Origin of the sequence: Acinetobacter sp. HZNU-JH01, assembly GCF_037996845.1 — a bacterium.
Lineage (GTDB): Bacteria > Pseudomonadota > Gammaproteobacteria > Pseudomonadales > Moraxellaceae > Acinetobacter > Acinetobacter haemolyticus.
Map to the genome: position 1 here is coordinate 1,517,748 of NZ_JBBMZX010000001.1, position 16,209 is coordinate 1,533,956.

Here is a 16,209-nt window from a genome sequence, read left to right on the forward strand (position 1 = left end):
TTGACCTTCAATGCCTCGCTGCAAACCCTGTGCACAATTCAGGCAGTTCCTTTACGGAATCTATTGGTATTTAAAATCCAAAATCCATACCAAGTATTATGGGCGCTTAAATATCAAAAACACCTTAATATTGTTTTTAGTTTAATCTAATTTTTCAGCATTACTATGTGCCGATAAAGCTGCTGCGTAGTCATTAAAGCAAATCAAATGGTCAAATTTAAAACCTGTCTGCATTAATCTGGTTGCATAAATTCGTTTGCCTGTTTGCTGCTCAGTGAGAAGTTTTAAAAGAGGTAAACCTAACTGCTGTTGAAACCACTGCAAAATTTCATGCATTGGCAATGGCTGATTATTAGACACAATATAACTGGCTTCTACATGGGGCAGATCGACCAACAATGCTAAAAATTTCGCTAAATCATCGATATGAATACGATTGCTAAAATGCAGGTTTGGATAGCTTAAAGTCTGCTCAGCCAAACGCTTCAATCGTGCAATCGAGATGCCATAGATCCCCGTCGGTCTAACAATAATACTCTGCAGTGGATAATAGGACTGCCAAAGTAATTCCATCTTCCGTAATAAATGTCCTTGCTCATCAACTGGTTGGATTTCAGAATCATCATCAACTCGCTCCCCTGCATTCTGACCATAGACACGTGTTGAAGATACAATCACGATACGTTTTACAGGATGCGAGGCTAGCGCTTGTACAATCGGTTTAATGCTATCCACATAAGTGTGTTGGTACGCATCTAGACGACTTTGAGACGGGGCTAAGATCACATAAACCACATCAATCGGTGCTAGGTCAGTCACATCCAAGCAATGAACATCTTGAGTATAATGCGTCGCGTAACAATCTGTTTTCGGTGTACGACTAATTGTGCTAATGTGGTGACCACGCTCAAATAAGTGTTTAGCAACACGCTGAGATGTTTTACCATAACCAATAAATAAAATATGCATATATATCCTTGATCAAGAATGACTTCAGTCCAGCAGTTACAAGGCGTTGGTGCTGCCGCAGCGACCTTATTAGAAAAGCTTCATATTTTTAGCACGGATGATTTGTTGTTTCATCTGCCGCGTGACTATGAGGATCGTAGCACTATTATTCCGATGAATCAGCTCATGGTCGGACGTAGTTACCTGCTAGAAGGCGAAGTTCGCTCTATCGACTTTCCACCTGGAAAAAAGAAATCTCTTGCAGCATTGCTACAAGATGATTTTGGCAAAGTCACTTTGCGTTTCTATCATATCTACAAAGGCTTAACTGATCGTATTCAAGTAGGAAATCGATTACGCATATTTGGTGAAGTTAGAGTAGGTGCACGAGGGCTTGAACTTTATCATCCCGAGATACAAGTGATTCTACAGCACACACCTTTGCCTAAAACACAACTGACAGCGATCTATCCGAGCACTGAAGGGCTTACGCAGCCCAAATTACGCGAATATGTGCGGCAGGCTTTGGCACATCATAGTGATGATTTAGCAGAGCTATTACCCAGTAAATACAGCAATGGTTATGAATTAAAACAAGCGCTGCATTATATCCATGAGCCACCGATTGATGCCAATATGGTTCAACTCAATCAAGGTTCTCATCCCGCACAACAACGTTTGATTTTTGAAGAATTGGTTGCGCATCAAATTAGCCTATTAACCCGTCGTGCCTATATTCGCCAAATTGCAGCCCCCCAATTTACCAGCAGTAAAGTTTTAGCCAAACAGCTCTTAGAAGCGTTGCCGTTTCAGATGACCAATCCCCAAAAGCGCGTATCCAAAGAAATCTTGCAAGATCTAAAACAACAGCAACCCATGTTACGGTTGGTTCAAGGTGATGTTGGTGCAGGTAAAACACTTGTCGCAGCTATCGCAGCGTGTCATGTACTTGAAGCAGAGTGGCAAGTCGCACTCATGGCACCGACTGAAATTTTAGCAGAACAGCATTATTTGAATTTTAAACGCTGGTTTGAACCCTTAGGCATCGATGTCGCATGGTTGTCTGGTAAACAAAAAGGCAAAGCTCGCACCCAAGCAGAACAGCACATTAGAGAAGGTCATTCGCAACTGATCGTCGGTACACATGCTTTATTCCAAGACAATGTTGCATTTTCTAAGCTTGGTTTGGTGATTATTGATGAACAACATCGTTTTGGTGTTGACCAACGCCTTGCCTTACGCAATAAAGGTGCGGATCAATTTACACCACACCAACTCGTCATGACGGCGACACCCATTCCCCGCACCTTAGCTATGAGTGCGTACGGTGATTTAGATACCTCAGTGATTGATGAACTCCCACCAGGACGTACACCCATTCAAACCGTAACCATTCCGCTAGATCGTCGTGAAGAAGTACTACAGCGAATTGCCCAAAATTGTCGTGAAGGTAAACAAGCCTATTGGGTCTGTACCTTGGTTGAACAATCTGAAACACTTGATGCTCAAGCTGCAGAAGCCACCTATCAAGAAATTAAAGAACGTTTCCCTGATCTAAATGTCGGACTTGTACATGGCAAAATGAAAGCCGATGAGAAACAAGCTGTTATGCAAGCCTTTAAAGATAATCAATTACAACTGTTGATTGCCACCACAGTCATTGAAGTAGGAGTGGATGTTCCTAATGCTTCGATTATGGTGATTGAAAATGCAGAACGTTTAGGCCTTTCCCAATTACATCAACTTCGAGGCCGTGTGGGACGAGGCGCGACTGCGAGTTTCTGTGCCCTTCTTTATAAAACACCATTATCGCAAAATGGTCAGGAACGACTCTCCATCTTACGAGAAAGTAATGATGGCTTCGTGATTGCAGAAAAAGATCTAGAAATTCGTGGACCAGGTGAGTTACTTGGAACTAAACAAACGGGAGACATGGGTTTCCGTGTGGCACGTCTAGAACGAGATGATCATTTACTGACACAAGCACATTATGTTGCAGAACAAATTCTGAAAGACTATCCGCAACATGCAGAAGGCCTATTAAAACGTTGGTTACCTGAAGCACCAAGATATGCCTATGTTTAAGTTACTTGGCAGTCAAACCCAACGATTCTTAGATCATTTCACTGCATGTGATTTATGTGAAATAGGAGCCAAACAATACTTTGGCGTATGCAAAAATTGTTGGGATGATATGCCTTGGTTAAAACAAACAATTGAACGCAATCAACAGCAGGTCTTCGTTGCCTGCCATTATCAATATCCCATCAACCGCATTATTCAACAATTTAAATATGAGCAGAAGCTACATCACCAGCGAGTGCTCAGTGGCATATTACAACAAGTTAGACTTCCCAAAGTTCAAGCGATTGTTCCCATGCCCATTTCAACCGATCGATTAGTCGAACGAGGCTTTAATCAATCTTTATTATTGGCTCAAGGCTTAGCACAAACGCTCAATATTCCAGTTTGGCAACCTGTTCGACGTTTAGCCCAACACTCTCAAAAAGGCTTATCCCGCCTAGAACGTTTGGAGAATATCGAGTATCAGTTTATTGCTCATCCACCGAATAAAATCCGTTATCGCAAAGTCTTAATTGTTGATGATGTCATCACGACTGGCAGCTCGATTGATGCATTATCCAAAAGCTTACGCCAATTGGGCTGCCAACAGATCTATGCTGTTTGTCTTGCTGCTGGTGGGGTTAAGGACTCAATCCTGCCATCTGTTGCTTAAGCATCCACGGGATCACCACCTCTTTGGTTAAAGGGGCGAGTAAAGTCGCTGAATCATTTAAATCAATCCATTTCATTTCTGCAATTTCTGCTGCAATCTGCGGTTGTTGTTTTAACTCAACCATGTAGAGATAACTGACTAATAGATGATCAGGTTCATTGGCAGCAGCTGTCTCAAACTTTCCAACAAATTGCTGGATCTCACACTCACAACCAATCTCTTCCAAGATTTCACGTTGAATCGTAATTTCAGGTGCTTCATTGATTTCCAATTTACCGCCGACCTGCATAAATGCTTGCGTATTCTTTTTTCGCACTAACAAGAGTTGATCATGTTGATTTACGATGACCGCCGCTGCAACCGTTATAATTTTCAATGAAACGTCCTCATGCTTGAATTTCATCAACCGAGATCCATTTAGGCGTCGCTGGTTGATAGGTAGAAAATGCGGTTAGGATTTCATTAATATCATTTGCCACAATCAATTGATCAACAAAACGTGACTGACTAAATCCACGTGCCACCGAACCTTGAATCATTTTAATTAAATCATCGTAAAAACCACCAACATTTAAAAATGCACATGGTTTTTGATGAATGCCGAGTTGATTCCAAGTCCATTGCTCAAAGATTTCTTCTAATGTTCCCGCACCACCAGGTAATGCAATAAATGCATCTGCTTGCTCAGACATCTGGGTTTTACGCTCATGCATATTATCAACCACATACAGTTCGGTTAACCCCTTATGTGCAAGCTCCCGATCAACCAATGCATTTGGAATAATACCAACCACACGTCCTCCAGCCTTTAATGCACTATCAGCAACGACACCCATTAAACCAGAACGACCACCACCGTAAATCAGCGTCTTACCTTGCTCTGCAATCGCCTGCCCAGTTGCTTGTGCCATTTGTTGATATATCGGATCTTTTCCAAGAGAAGAGCCACAGAAAACACATATTGAATTCATACAATTAAAACCGTTTTATGCAATTGTCATGCTGTTAAAGTAAGCTAAGAAACAAGATTTTTGAGAAAATAACGATTAGGCAAGTGTTTTTCATTGCATCCTTGTCTAAAATACACGCTGACTTTCTGCAAAGTGCAAAAAGTCTTAATATTCACTGCGCGAGGAAAAAAGACATGCTTGAAGCCTTTTATGCCACAGAGCGCGGTAGCCTAGAAGACGCAACCATCAATGGTGGTTTTGATCTCTACCCTGAGTTGGTCTGGATCGATCTAATCGCACCATCCCAAGAAGAGCAGCAATGGGTACTCGATGCCTATGAACGAAATTTACCTACCTTAAAGTCACTGGAAGATATTTCCTCATCTGCACGATTTTACCGTGATGATGATGGGATTTTGCATATCAGTACTTATTTTTTAACAAAGAATAAAAACTTTCAATCTGATCGAGAACAAGAAGATTTAGAAAATACATTGGCGGCGACGGTACATACCGTTGCATTCTTGCTTGAAAAAAATCGACTCATTACTTTGCGTGGTGAAAAACTCGTTGCTTTCCGCGCCTTTCGTTCACGCGCTCGGCGGAATGATTATGAGATGGACTATAAAAATCCCGTTTGGATTTTATTAGGACTCTTAGAAGCTAAACTAGATGAACTGTCAGATATTCTTGAGGATACTCATCGATACCTTGAAGAATATTCTGCTGAGGTTCTCAATGATCATCATCGTGAGCAAATCTTGGACCTTGATGACATGATCACACGGTTAGCGCATCAAGAAGATATGCTAGGAAAAGCACAGCTCTGTCTAACTGACTTACGTCGAGTGCTGACCTTCCTATCACGTCCACGTGCATTAGGCAGTCATATATATGATGCTGATATTCGAGAAATGAGTGAAGATGTACGCTCTTTACTTGAGCATAACGCGTTCTTATTCCAGAAGCTAAAATTCTTACTTGATATTACGACTGGTTTTGCCAACACTGAAATGAATGAAACCTTTAAGCGTTTCTCTATTTTACCCAGTATGTTAGCCCCACCCATGTTGGTTGCCAGTATCTACGGTATGAATACAGATGTATTACCTTTTGCTCAAGGGGATACTAGCTTCTGGATTGTTATTACCTTTGTTACTACATTATTAATCGGTCCAATCCTCTATTTCCGTTGGAAGAAATGGATTTAGTATGAAAGGTTGCGCTCTTTTTATGAGCCTAGCTATATTGGGATCAATTGCGTTAACACCTACTGCATTTGCATGCTTGCCACATATATCTGATGACGTGTTTGTTGCACGTCTTCAAGCTGTTCAAAAGACAACAGCTAAAGATTATTATCATCTAACAATAAAGCATCCTCAGTTTATCTTCCGAGGTTTTGGTGCATGGATAAAGTATCCAAAAGCAAAGCAATGGCAGAGCCACTTCTATCCAAACCTAAAAAAAGATGATTTAGTGATTGGCTTAGCCTACATTCAAGATAGTGCAAATCCAAAAATATATAGCATTACGTCCTTAGCGCGATTGTATTGCCAAAATGATATTCTCTCAATTGGTCAACCAATCACACCATTCACCGCATGGGATAGAAAAAATAAAAATTGCCAATACAGCACCTCTATAGGATTATTAGGTGGTTTTTTAGCGCATGATCAAAGTTATTATCTTAAAAAGCTACGCAAAAAATACCCAACTTGCCAGTCTCTTTTATCAGCCTTTCCAAAATTATAGTTACAAAGAAAAAAGAGCTTTATCAAAAGCTCTTTTTTCATACTTCTATTTCAGATCAATTTCAGATCATCTTGCAAATGACTCGCTTGGATGATTTTCAACATTTTCTCAGAAACGTTTTTGAAATGCAGTCCTTTACGCTCAGGTGTTTGACGCAACCATTGCACCAATACTGCCAATGATAAAGTATTACCATTTTCAAGCTGCGCAAGATCAACCACCAAAGGAAAATTCTGATGTTGCTGAATATGCTTTAAGCCAGCCTGATAAACTTGCTCTGCATTCTCAAAATTAATCGTTTTCGAAACAATCAATTGCTGATCAATATACTGAATCACCCATCACCTACTTATTTCTTTGTAACTGCAGCATCTGCATCTGGTTTGAAGGTTGCGATTGCTTTGTTGATGTCACCACCATTACGCTGAACAGTCGCAGCAAACTGGTTACGGAATTGCAAACCTAAGTCAATACCCGCCACATTCACATTACGGATGCGCCATTGGTCGCCTTTATCTACCAACTGGAATGACACTGGAATCTTCTCACCATTGTTAAGAAAATCTAAAGTCACTACAGGGTTTTTCGAGTTTGTCGCACGGTATGGACGCATGGTGTAACTTTGATTCGTGTATTTCGCAAAAGCACTACCATAGTTTTCAATGATCACTTCACGGAAGTTTTTTTCAAACTGTGCGCGTTGTGCCGCAGTTGTATGCTGATTATTTGCATAAGTACCCAATACGATACGAGTAAATGCTTGTGAATCTACATATGGATCAAGATTTTGGCGAATAATTGTTCTAACCAATTCAGGGTTGTTTTGTAACTTCGCATGATCAGCTTTTAAACGTGTCACCAAACCGTCCGCCACACGCTTTACAAAGTCTGGTGGGGTTTCTGTTGGTGCTGCAAATGCTGCACTAGCAAGCATAGTTGATAATACACTTGCAGTTAAAGTCTGTTTCAATAATGTGTTCACTTTAAACTCCTAAATACGATTACTCAGCAAAAGATGGTTCAGCATCTGCTGGTGATACTGAACTTCCAGTATCAGATGCAACTTTGCCAGCACCGCCACCAGTAATAAACTTACTGATTAAATCTTCTAGATCCATTGTACCTTGGGTATTTGAAATTACGTCACCACGCTTTAAGTAGTTCACACCACCACCTGGGATAACTTTCAAATATTTCTCACCCAATAAGCCATTGGTCGCTACCATTATATAAGCATCTTCATCAATACTGGTGATGGAGGTCATGTTACTGATAAGTTGCTGTTCAATTGCTTTTTGTTGCGCAGCGTCGGCTTGCTCATAATCAGCACTGTAACGTAACTCTTCCAAAGCATTGTTTTGAACGTCTTTGAGTTGTTCTGGATTAAAGCTCGTGAGTTTTCCATCTAGATCAAATTTAACTGTTGCTAAACGAGTCACTGGATCAAGCGTAATCGAGTCCACACGACCAATGGTAACACCACTCATGGTGACCTTAGCGCGCGTTTTCAACCCATTAATATTGTCAAACTGGGCCGTCATGCTATAACTGTCACGAAGATTAGTACCAACTAAACCACTCACCTTCATTGCCAGAAAAAATAGAGCAATACCGAAGATAATGACAAAAATACCTACGGCCAGCTCACTAGTACGTGATTTCATTAAATCCCTCCGAACATGACCGCAGTCAACACGAAATCAAAACCTAATACACAAAGCGAAGAATATACGACTGTTCTCGTCATCGAAGTCGCGATACCCTCTGGGGTCGGATCACAAGCATAACCTTGATAGACCGCCACCCATGTACAAATCAGAGCAAATACAATACTTTTGATGATGCCGTTGACCACATCATGTCCAAATTGAACACTGCTTTGCATCCCCCCCCAGAATGAACCTTCATCCACGCCAAGGAAATCAACACCCACCAACTTACCGCCAACGATACCAATTGCAGCAAAAATCACCGTTAGCATTGGTAAACTCACAATACCAGCCCATAATCGTGGCGATACGATTTGTTTCAGTGGATCGACTCCGATCATTTCCATACTTGCAAGCTGTTCACTTTGCTTCATGGACCCAATTTCGGCAGTCAGTGCTGACCCAGCCCGTCCTGCAAATAATAAAGCAGCTACGACAGGCGCTAACTCACGTAACAGGGTTAAAGACACCATGGTACCGAGCATAGCTTCACTGCCCACATTGACTAGAATCGAATAGCCTTGCAGCCCTAATACCAAACCAATGAATAAACCCGATACGGAGATAATCAATAAAGACATCACCCCGACACGGTACATTTGGTAAATAAAGCGTTGGAAACCACCTTTTGATGGCATTGAAAATAAAATTTGTAGGAGCATCAGTGATGCAGCACCAATCCCCTTTATTCGCTCAATAACGAGTCTACCTAGCCAGGCAATCGTATTCATGGACGAACCTCGTTATCTAAATATGCTTGATGCGTAAACTGGTATTCAACAGGCCCCTCTATTGAGCCTGTTAAAAACTGACGAACAAATGGTGAGGCATGATTTTTTAATTGTTCAGGTGAACCTTCTCCCTGAATTTTCCCTTCTGCAACCACATAAATATAGTCAGCAATCGACAATGTTTCCGCAACATCATGTGAAACAATAATTGTAGTTAAATCAAGTGCTTCCCGCAAAGATCGAATTAAGCGCGTCAATACACCCATCACGATCGGGTCTTGTCCAGCAAACGGCTCGTCATACATAATGAGTTCTGGATCTAATGCAATCGCACGTGCTAAAGCCACTCGACGATTCATCCCGCCTGAAAGCTCAGAAGGCATGAGTTGTTCAGCACCGCGTAACCCGACAGACTCAAGCTTTAAACCAACCAGTTCAGCAATAATGTGTTCAGGTAATTTGGTATGAGCGCGGATTGGGAAGGCAACATTTTCATACACAGACATATCTGTAAATAAAGCACCGCTTTGAAATAACATGCCCATACGCGCACGAGCAGCAAAAAGCTCTTGCCGAGACATCGTGGCAATATCTTGACCGTCTAGCAATACTTCGCCTTGATCTGGAACCAGTTGTCCACCGATCAAACGTAGTAAGGTGGTCTTACCCGTACCAGAAGGCCCCATAATTGCAGTAATTTGACCACGTCGAATTTTAAGACTGATATCGTCATAAATGACGCGTTCTCCTCGATTAAAGCTTAAGTTTCTAACTTCAATTAAGGCTTCAGCATCGAGAGGAGAGTTATTATTCATAATGGCATTCATTCCTGCACTTTTTATGCACGCATACTATACACTGAAAGATTAAATGGTTGTTTTTATTTTGATAAGTGATGTATCAAGATTATTTAATTTATGTAGCCATGTTTGGAATCAATATGCTCAGTTGTTTGTTGGGTATTTACTTTAAAAACATTGGCGTTAGTTTGATCAAAAACAGCATAAGCAAAAAATAAACCATTGCATAACATTAAGATGACGAACAAGCATGGCAGCCCTTCATTGCAAATGAAAGACCAGATTTGATGGCTAAAACCGTTGTTTTGATTAATCCTATTCATTTCTTTTATAAAATTTGAATTAGTACTCGTTTTTACAATTTTACCTGACTAATCACAAATAAAAAAGCCAGTTTTTCAACTGGCTTTTTCTTTTCATCGGTTTTTATCGATTAAAAATCGTTTTTGCGACGACGGTCGCCACCGAAAGTCTCTTCACGTGCACCACGTACCGGGCGATCATCGCTACCAAACTTACGTTTTGGACGGTCATCACCACCACCGAAACTACGTTTTGGACGGTCATCGCCACCACCGAAACTACGCTTTGGACGGTCACCAAAACCACCTTCACGCTGTTGCGGACGATCACCAAAATCACGTTTTGGACGATCACCGAAGCTGCCTTCACGACGTGGCTTATAATCTACACGGTTACCACGGTTGTCATCATTCGAGTCAAAACGCGGCTTATCATTGAAACCACCCTCACGGCGTGGGCGATCTGAATTAAATTCGCGACGTGGACGGTCTTCACCACCAAAACTACGCTTTGGACGGTCATCAAAACCGCCTTCACGACGTGGGCGATCTGAATTGAACTCACGACGCGGACGATCTTCAAAACCACCTTCGCGGCGTGGACGATCTGAATTGAACTCGCGACGCGGACGGTCTTCAAAACCACCTTCGCGACGTGGGCGATCTGAATTGAACTCACGACGTGGACGGTCTTCACCACCAAATGATGGACGTTCACCACGTGGTTTATCATCGAAACTACGACGTGGACGATCATCACCGCCTTCACGACGTTTGAAGTTACCTTCACCTTCGAAACGACGACCACCGCCAAAACCACCACGACCACGACCGCCGCCATCACGACCACCGCGACCACGACCACCGCCATCACGACCTGAACGTGCAGGAGGTGGAGATGGCTCTAAACCTTCAATTTCAGATACATTCAAACGTGCATCTAAATAATCTTCTAAAGCGCGAATTTTGCCGCGTTCACGGTAAGTTGCTAAAGTCACAGCTTGACCTGTACGACCCGCACGACCTGTACGACCAATACGGTGTACATAGTCTTCATTTTTCATCGGTAAACCGAAGTTAATCACGTGTGAAATCGTTGGTACGTCTAAACCACGCGCTGCAACGTCAGTCGCAACTAAGATTTTTGCACGACCTTCACGAATGCTACGTAAACGACGGTTACGAACGGTTTGTGGCATCGCGCCATGCAATGCAACAACAGAGTGACCTGCTTCAGCCAATTCTTCAGCAAGCATGTCTGTGTCTTCTTGCGTGCTCGCAAATACTACAGCTTGATCTACTGACTCATCTGATAACCAGTGAGTTAATAATTTTTTCTTGTGTTCGAAACCATCAGTCCAATGCAATGTTTGAGTTACATCAGTGTTGGTGCTGTGACCAGTTTCAATCGCAATACGTTGTGGATCATTCATCATACGTTCAGCAAGACGAATAATACGATCTGCAAAAGTTGCAGAGAACATTAATGTTTGATTACGGTTTGCAGCTAATTCACCAATCGCTTCTAAATCTTCAGCAAAGCCAAGATCAAGCATACGGTCTGCTTCATCAACAATTAATGATTCAACTTTATCAAGTTTTAATTGACGACGATTTACAAGGTCAAGTAAACGACCCGGGGTCGCAACAACAACTTGTGCACCTTTAAGCTGTTGAATTTGTTTACCAAAAGGCATACCACCCATAATTGCAGCGATACGAACACCTTTCATGTGACGTACAAATGCAATCGCATCTTGGCTAACTTGTTGAGCCAATTCACGCGTAGGAGAAATAACTAAAATCGTTGGCTGAGTCACTGCTTTCATGCGCTCTTTAAATGGCACAAAAGTTTCCTGACCCGCTAAAGCATTTAATGTAGGGAGTAAGAATGCTGCTGTTTTACCAGAACCAGTCTGGCTTGAAACCAATAAATCTTTTCCTTCTAACGCAGCTGGAATCGCTTGTTCTTGCACAGGAGTTGGTGTAGTGAAACCTAAACCTTCTAAAGCTTGTTGTAAGGTTTCGTGCAAAGAAAATTCGGCAAAAGTTTTGCTCATAGAGAGTTTCACCCTAATGGGTGCTCCATTTTAATAAATACAAAAAATAGACATCGGCAACAAGCGGCAAAGCGACTCAAGCTGAAAATAAATAAAATTCAGCGGCAATCCGAATAACGACGATGTGGACTAACGCACGCTTGATTACTGCCTCAACCTGAAGAATCGCTAAGCGATTTGGGCGCAAGATGTGGTCCTCTCTATGGACAGCGTGCGCATAATATGAATAGAACTGAATGTTCAGGTAATGAACTGGAATTTAAGTGCGTGGGCGGATTATAGCAGAATAATTTTAAAAGTCACCTATTTTGATGGGTTTTTCCAATTAATTATATTTAAAACAAGTTTAATCAAAATTAAATTATTTATATTCAACTGGTTAATAAAAAAGATGGCTAGTGCCATCTTTTTTAAATCTACAAATTATTTTGCAGCTTCGCCCCAAGCTGGAACAACAGTCTGCATCAATGGTTTTAACAATTTAAGTGAACATGCTAGCACTTGACCATTATCAAATGAATCATTACCACCACGAGCATCGACCACGACACCACCCGCTTCTTTGACAATCAATTCACCCGCAGCGATATCCCACGGTTTTAAACCTAGTTCAAAGAAACCATCAAAACGACCCGCAGCAACATATGCTAAATCTAAAGCAGCTGAGCCACCACGACGGATTTGCGCGCCAGATTTAGTCACTGCCAATAATGAAGCGAAGTGTTGCTCTGCATAAGAAACAATTTCACCATTACGTTTTGCACGGTACGGATGTCCCACTGCAAGAAAAGTGTTTTCAAGACTTTCTTTGACATTGGCACGAATACGACGTTGATTCATCACTGCACCGCGACCGCGACTCGCAGAAAACAACTCATCACGTACTGGATCGTAGATCACACCGTGTTGAGTTACACCTTTGTGTTGTACAGCAATAGAAATACAGAAATGTGGGAAACCGTTGATAAAGTTTTGCGTACCATCTAAAGGATCAATCACCCAGCACCAATCTGCATCGTGACCTTTACCTTCTTGCATACCAAACTCTTCACCATGGAAGCTGTGGTTTTTATAACTTTTACGGAGGGTATCAATTGTTAGTTCTTCCAAGTAACGATCTACACGCGTTACTGGACCATCAATGCCTTTTTCTTCAACTTGTAAATCGAGTTTATGACGATTTTGATGAGCCTTTAAAAGCTCTTGACCAACTGTTTGAGCTGCGCGCGCAGCCATAACCACCATAGGTTCCATTGAACACCCACAAATTTGAAGATTTTGACAAAGAATAATGCATAAAAGCCCGCATATTCTATCAAATATACGGGCTTTTAGGTAAAAAATGTTTACTAAAAATTATCTACATATTTACAGATGCTTATGTGTCATAACCAAGCTTGTTCAATAGAAAGTAAAATTCCTTTGGCATCCAAACCACAGTCTACAAGCATTTGTTGATGTGTTGCTTGATGTAAGAACTCATCTGGAAGCCCCAGATTTAAAATTGGTTTTACAATCTTCGCTTGCGCCAAGAACTCATTCACGGCACTACCGGCACCTGCCATCACTGCATGCTCTTCCACTGTCACAAAGAGTTGCGTACGTGGCGCCAAATCTCGCAGTAATTGCTCATCCAATGGTTTCACAAAACGCATATTCACCACGCGCACACCAACAGCTTGTTGATTAGCAAATTGCTCAGCTGCTTCGATTGAAGCTGCAACACGACTACCAAATGCAAGAACACTAATTTGCTGATCTGCGTTTGAATTAAACTCAGCAACAATCTCAGCCTTACCAATCTCTAAAGCTGTCATTTGCTGTTGTATTTCCACACCCAAACCGACACCACGCGGATATCTTACTGCCGTAGGTCCGTTAAAATGATAAGCGGTATGTAGCATTTGACGGCATTCGTTTTCATCTTTTGGTGCCATGATGACCATATTTGGGACAGTCCGCATAAAGGCATAATCATAAGCCCCAGCATGCGTTGGACCATCTTCACCGACTAAACCTGCACGATCAATCCCAAAAGTGACATCCAAATTTTGCAATGCAACATCATGGATCAATTGATCATAACCACGCTGCAAGAAAGTTGAATAAATTGCAACCACAGGTTTTAGACCTTCACATGCCATACCTGCAGCTAACGTCACTGCATGTTGTTCGGCAATCGCAACATCAAAAAAACGTTCAGGATATTGCTGGGCGAACTTCACCATGCCCGACCCTTCACACATCGCAGGGGTAATCGCCAATAAGCGCTGATCTTGAGCTGCTTCATCACACAACCATTGTCCAAACACATCAGAATATTTTGGTGGTGCTTTCTTAACGGTTGTAGAGGTTACTGGTGCAATTTTAGTAATTGCATGATAAGTAATTGGATCGGCTTCAGCTGGCGCAAAACCTTTACCTTTTTTAGTATATACGTGAACTAAACGTGGTCCTTTGCGTTTTTTCAATGCCTGAAAAACTTGCGTCAGTTGTTCAACATCATGACCATCGAATGGGCCAAAATAGTCAAAGCCAATCGCTTTAAATAAATTATCAGCAGCATCTGTTGCAGATTGATGCAAACGTGAATTATAAGTCCATTTTGGATGGGGTTGAACATAGGCTTCGCCATGTTCATTGACATTAACAAGATGTCCTGTTTCCCAGATTGCAGCCAAATGTTTGGCAAAACCACCTGTACTACACGAAATAGACATGTCATTGTCATTTAACACAACAATTAAATCAGCATCATGAGCTACTGCGTCATTCATGGCTTCAAATGCCATACCTGCAGTCATTGCACCATCACCAACGATCGCTACTACATCACATGGATCTTTTTGATAGCGACGTGCAAGCGCCATGCCCAAACCGGCTGAAATTGCAGTAGATGAGTGTCCTACACCAAAAGTATCAAACTCAGATTCGTCACGGGCTGGAAATGCAGCTAAACCGTTTTTTGTACGAATCGTCGTGATCTGCTCACGGCGACCTGTGAGTACTTTATGTGGATATGCTTGATGCCCTACATCCCAGACCAAACGATCTTGTGGTGTATTAAAGCAATAATGCAAAGCAACAGTAAGCTCAATCACGCCTAGATTTGCGCCAAAGTGACCACCGCTTTGCCCTGCTGCATACAAAATATATTGACGTAACTCATCCGCCACTTGTACGAGTTGGCTTTGCTCGAGCTGACGTAATTGTTGCGGATGATCAATTCCATCTAACAATGGCGTAACAGGGCGTTGAGTTGGAATTTCGGTATACAACATAGTGTGGCAAAGCCTTTTTAAGCCTGGCAAATCCGAAGCTGGGTTAAATGAGGCCAATCATACAATTAAATACGATCTACCTTCAATCAGCCACCTGTGCGAATGATGCAGCGCTGAACATTCTTTTACCAATCATTGGTGACTGGCTCGGTGATTATCCTGAATTATGTCACTGTTAATCAACCATTATTGTGTGGTTTGTATGAAAAAGAAAAACTCAATATAAAAAATCAGAAATTCCAATTCACTCAATCTTCACACATTAAGCTATACTTTCACTGTTTTAATCATAATAGTGAGCTATCTGTGCCAATTGAATTTATTGCTACATCAAAGCTACCAACTGCTTTTGGTGACTTCAATATTTCCGTGTTCCAAGACCCAGAAACAGGTGAAGAGCATGTGGCGCTTTCTAAAGGCTTAGAAACTGCTCCCAATCAACCCGTACTGGTACGTATTCACTCTGAGTGTTTAACTGGTGACGCTTTTGCTTCATTAAAGTGTGATTGTGGACCACAGCTGCAAGCCACGCAACGCCTAATTAATGAGGCTGGACAAGGTGTAATTTTATATTTACGTCAAGAGGGTCGCGGGATTGGTTTGACCAATAAAATTCGTGCCTATGCCTTGCAGGATCAAGGTCATGATACCGTTGATGCAAACTTATTGTTAAATCTACCTGCTGATGCGCGTCGTTATGATATGTGCAGCATTATGCTCGATCATCTGCAAGTGAAAGAAGTAAAATTGCTGACGAACAATCCACTCAAACTAAAAGCACTCACTGATCTTGGAATTAATGTGGTCGAGCGCGTTCCGCTCACTGTAGGTCGCAATCCGTTCAATGAACATTATTTAAAAACCAAACGTGAGCGCATGGATCATCTTTATAAAAAAGATGACTTCTAATTCACATTTTAAAACTTATAGAAATAA

The 16,209-nt window shown here is 41.7% G+C and carries 16 protein-coding genes; 5 read left to right on the top strand and 11 right to left on the bottom strand.

All coding sequences use genetic code 11. The features are described 5' to 3' along the window. Positions 1-141: 141 nt before the first annotated feature. Complete coding sequence (locus AAC851_RS07270) at positions 142-969, bottom strand: NAD-dependent epimerase/dehydratase family protein (protein WP_340600679.1); 828 nt, start codon at positions 967-969, stop codon at positions 142-144. A gap of 18 nt (positions 970-987) precedes the next feature. On the opposite strand from AAC851_RS07270, the gene recG reads away from it, so the two are divergent. Both recG and AAC851_RS07280 read left to right on the top strand, forming a co-directional pair. Next, positions 988-3,033 (top strand): ATP-dependent DNA helicase RecG, encoded by a 2,046-nt coding sequence (gene recG, locus AAC851_RS07275; RefSeq protein ID WP_340600680.1) that lies wholly within the window; start codon positions 988-990, stop codon positions 3,031-3,033. Further along, positions 3,026-3,685: a ComF family protein gene (locus AAC851_RS07280; protein ID WP_340600681.1), complete on the top strand. Its 660-nt coding sequence runs from the start codon at positions 3,026-3,028 to the stop codon at positions 3,683-3,685. Before recG ends, AAC851_RS07280 begins: the two co-directional genes overlap by 8 nt. On the opposite strand, the gene AAC851_RS07285 is transcribed toward AAC851_RS07280, so the two are convergent. Together AAC851_RS07285 and AAC851_RS07290 are read right to left on the bottom strand one after the other, a co-directional pair. After that, complete coding sequence (locus AAC851_RS07285) at positions 3,654-4,061, bottom strand: NUDIX hydrolase (RefSeq protein ID WP_020846335.1); 408 nt, start codon at positions 4,059-4,061, stop codon at positions 3,654-3,656. The genes AAC851_RS07280 and AAC851_RS07285 overlap by 32 nt on opposite strands. Before the next feature lie 10 nt (positions 4,062-4,071). Next, entirely contained in the window at positions 4,072-4,656 is a 585-nt protein-coding gene (locus AAC851_RS07290) for an LOG family protein (RefSeq protein WP_340600682.1), read from the bottom strand. Between the two features lie 173 nt (positions 4,657-4,829). Here AAC851_RS07290 and AAC851_RS07295 point away from each other — a divergent pair, with 173 nt between their 5' ends. Then, complete coding sequence (locus AAC851_RS07295) at positions 4,830-5,846, top strand: CorA family divalent cation transporter (RefSeq protein ID WP_005086867.1); 1,017 nt, start codon at positions 4,830-4,832, stop codon at positions 5,844-5,846. 1 nt (position 5,847) lies between these two features. Next, complete coding sequence (locus AAC851_RS07300; RefSeq protein WP_340600683.1) at positions 5,848-6,390, top strand: hypothetical protein; 543 nt, start codon at positions 5,848-5,850, stop codon at positions 6,388-6,390. Between the two features lie 50 nt (positions 6,391-6,440). Here AAC851_RS07300 and AAC851_RS07305 read toward each other — a convergent pair whose 3' ends face one another. The 8 genes from AAC851_RS07305 to dxs all read right to left on the bottom strand — a co-directional run bounded on the left by AAC851_RS07305 (position 6,441) and on the right by dxs (position 15,273). Beyond that, positions 6,441-6,728 (bottom strand): STAS domain-containing protein, encoded by a 288-nt coding sequence (locus AAC851_RS07305; RefSeq protein WP_004641115.1) that lies wholly within the window; start codon positions 6,726-6,728, stop codon positions 6,441-6,443. A gap of 11 nt (positions 6,729-6,739) precedes the next feature. Then, entirely contained in the window at positions 6,740-7,372 is a 633-nt protein-coding gene (locus tag AAC851_RS07310) for an MlaC/ttg2D family ABC transporter substrate-binding protein (RefSeq protein WP_004641117.1), read from the bottom strand. Positions 7,373-7,391: 19 nt separating this feature from the next. Continuing rightward, positions 7,392-8,054 carry an outer membrane lipid asymmetry maintenance protein MlaD gene (gene mlaD, locus AAC851_RS07315; protein ID WP_340600684.1) on the bottom strand — a complete coding sequence of 221 codons (663 nt, stop codon included), beginning with the start codon at positions 8,052-8,054 and terminating at the stop codon, positions 7,392-7,394. Further along, positions 8,054-8,830: a lipid asymmetry maintenance ABC transporter permease subunit MlaE gene (gene mlaE, locus AAC851_RS07320; protein WP_004641120.1), complete on the bottom strand. Its 777-nt coding sequence runs from the start codon at positions 8,828-8,830 to the stop codon at positions 8,054-8,056. Before mlaE ends, mlaD begins: the two co-directional genes overlap by 1 nt. Further along, positions 8,827-9,645 carry an ABC transporter ATP-binding protein gene (locus AAC851_RS07325; RefSeq protein ID WP_005086872.1) on the bottom strand — a complete coding sequence of 273 codons (819 nt, stop codon included), beginning with the start codon at positions 9,643-9,645 and terminating at the stop codon, positions 8,827-8,829. The genes mlaE and AAC851_RS07325 overlap by 4 nt, the downstream gene beginning before the upstream one ends. Before the next feature lie 418 nt (positions 9,646-10,063). After that, complete coding sequence (locus AAC851_RS07330) at positions 10,064-11,992, bottom strand: DEAD/DEAH box helicase (RefSeq protein WP_005086875.1); 1,929 nt, start codon at positions 11,990-11,992, stop codon at positions 10,064-10,066. Between the two features lie 423 nt (positions 11,993-12,415). Next, entirely contained in the window at positions 12,416-13,246 is an 831-nt protein-coding gene (locus tag AAC851_RS07335) for an inositol monophosphatase family protein (protein WP_004641131.1), read from the bottom strand. A gap of 131 nt (positions 13,247-13,377) precedes the next feature. After that, complete coding sequence (gene dxs / locus AAC851_RS07340; protein ID WP_075314652.1) at positions 13,378-15,273, bottom strand: 1-deoxy-D-xylulose-5-phosphate synthase; 1,896 nt, start codon at positions 15,271-15,273, stop codon at positions 13,378-13,380. Between the two features lie 306 nt (positions 15,274-15,579). Here dxs and ribA point away from each other — a divergent pair, with 306 nt between their 5' ends. After that, positions 15,580-16,182: a GTP cyclohydrolase II gene (gene ribA, locus AAC851_RS07345; RefSeq protein ID WP_026056260.1), complete on the top strand. Its 603-nt coding sequence runs from the start codon at positions 15,580-15,582 to the stop codon at positions 16,180-16,182. The last annotated feature ends 27 nt before the right edge of the window (positions 16,183-16,209 follow it).

Coding starts and splice junctions, on each gene's coding strand:
- AAC851_RS07325 (WP_005086872.1), bottom strand. CDS start 9,645: ATGAATAATAACTCTCCTCTCGATGCTGAAGCCTTAATTGAAGTTAGA.
- AAC851_RS07335 (WP_004641131.1), bottom strand. CDS start 13,246: ATGGAACCTATGGTGGTTATGGCTGCGCGCGCAGCTCAAACAGTTGGT.
- AAC851_RS07280 (WP_340600681.1), top strand. CDS start 3,026: ATGTTTAAGTTACTTGGCAGTCAAACCCAACGATTCTTAGATCATTTC.
- dxs (WP_075314652.1), bottom strand. CDS start 15,273: ATGTTGTATACCGAAATTCCAACTCAACGCCCTGTTACGCCATTGTTA.
- AAC851_RS07300 (WP_340600683.1), top strand. CDS start 5,848: ATGAAAGGTTGCGCTCTTTTTATGAGCCTAGCTATATTGGGATCAATT.
- AAC851_RS07290 (WP_340600682.1), bottom strand. CDS start 4,656: ATGAATTCAATATGTGTTTTCTGTGGCTCTTCTCTTGGAAAAGATCCG.
- AAC851_RS07330 (WP_005086875.1), bottom strand. CDS start 11,992: ATGAGCAAAACTTTTGCCGAATTTTCTTTGCACGAAACCTTACAACAA.
- AAC851_RS07295 (WP_005086867.1), top strand. CDS start 4,830: ATGCTTGAAGCCTTTTATGCCACAGAGCGCGGTAGCCTAGAAGACGCA.
- mlaE (WP_004641120.1), bottom strand. CDS start 8,830: ATGAATACGATTGCCTGGCTAGGTAGACTCGTTATTGAGCGAATAAAG.
- recG (WP_340600680.1), top strand. CDS start 988: ATGACTTCAGTCCAGCAGTTACAAGGCGTTGGTGCTGCCGCAGCGACC.
- AAC851_RS07270 (WP_340600679.1), bottom strand. CDS start 969: ATGCATATTTTATTTATTGGTTATGGTAAAACATCTCAGCGTGTTGCT.
- mlaD (WP_340600684.1), bottom strand. CDS start 8,054: ATGAAATCACGTACTAGTGAGCTGGCCGTAGGTATTTTTGTCATTATC.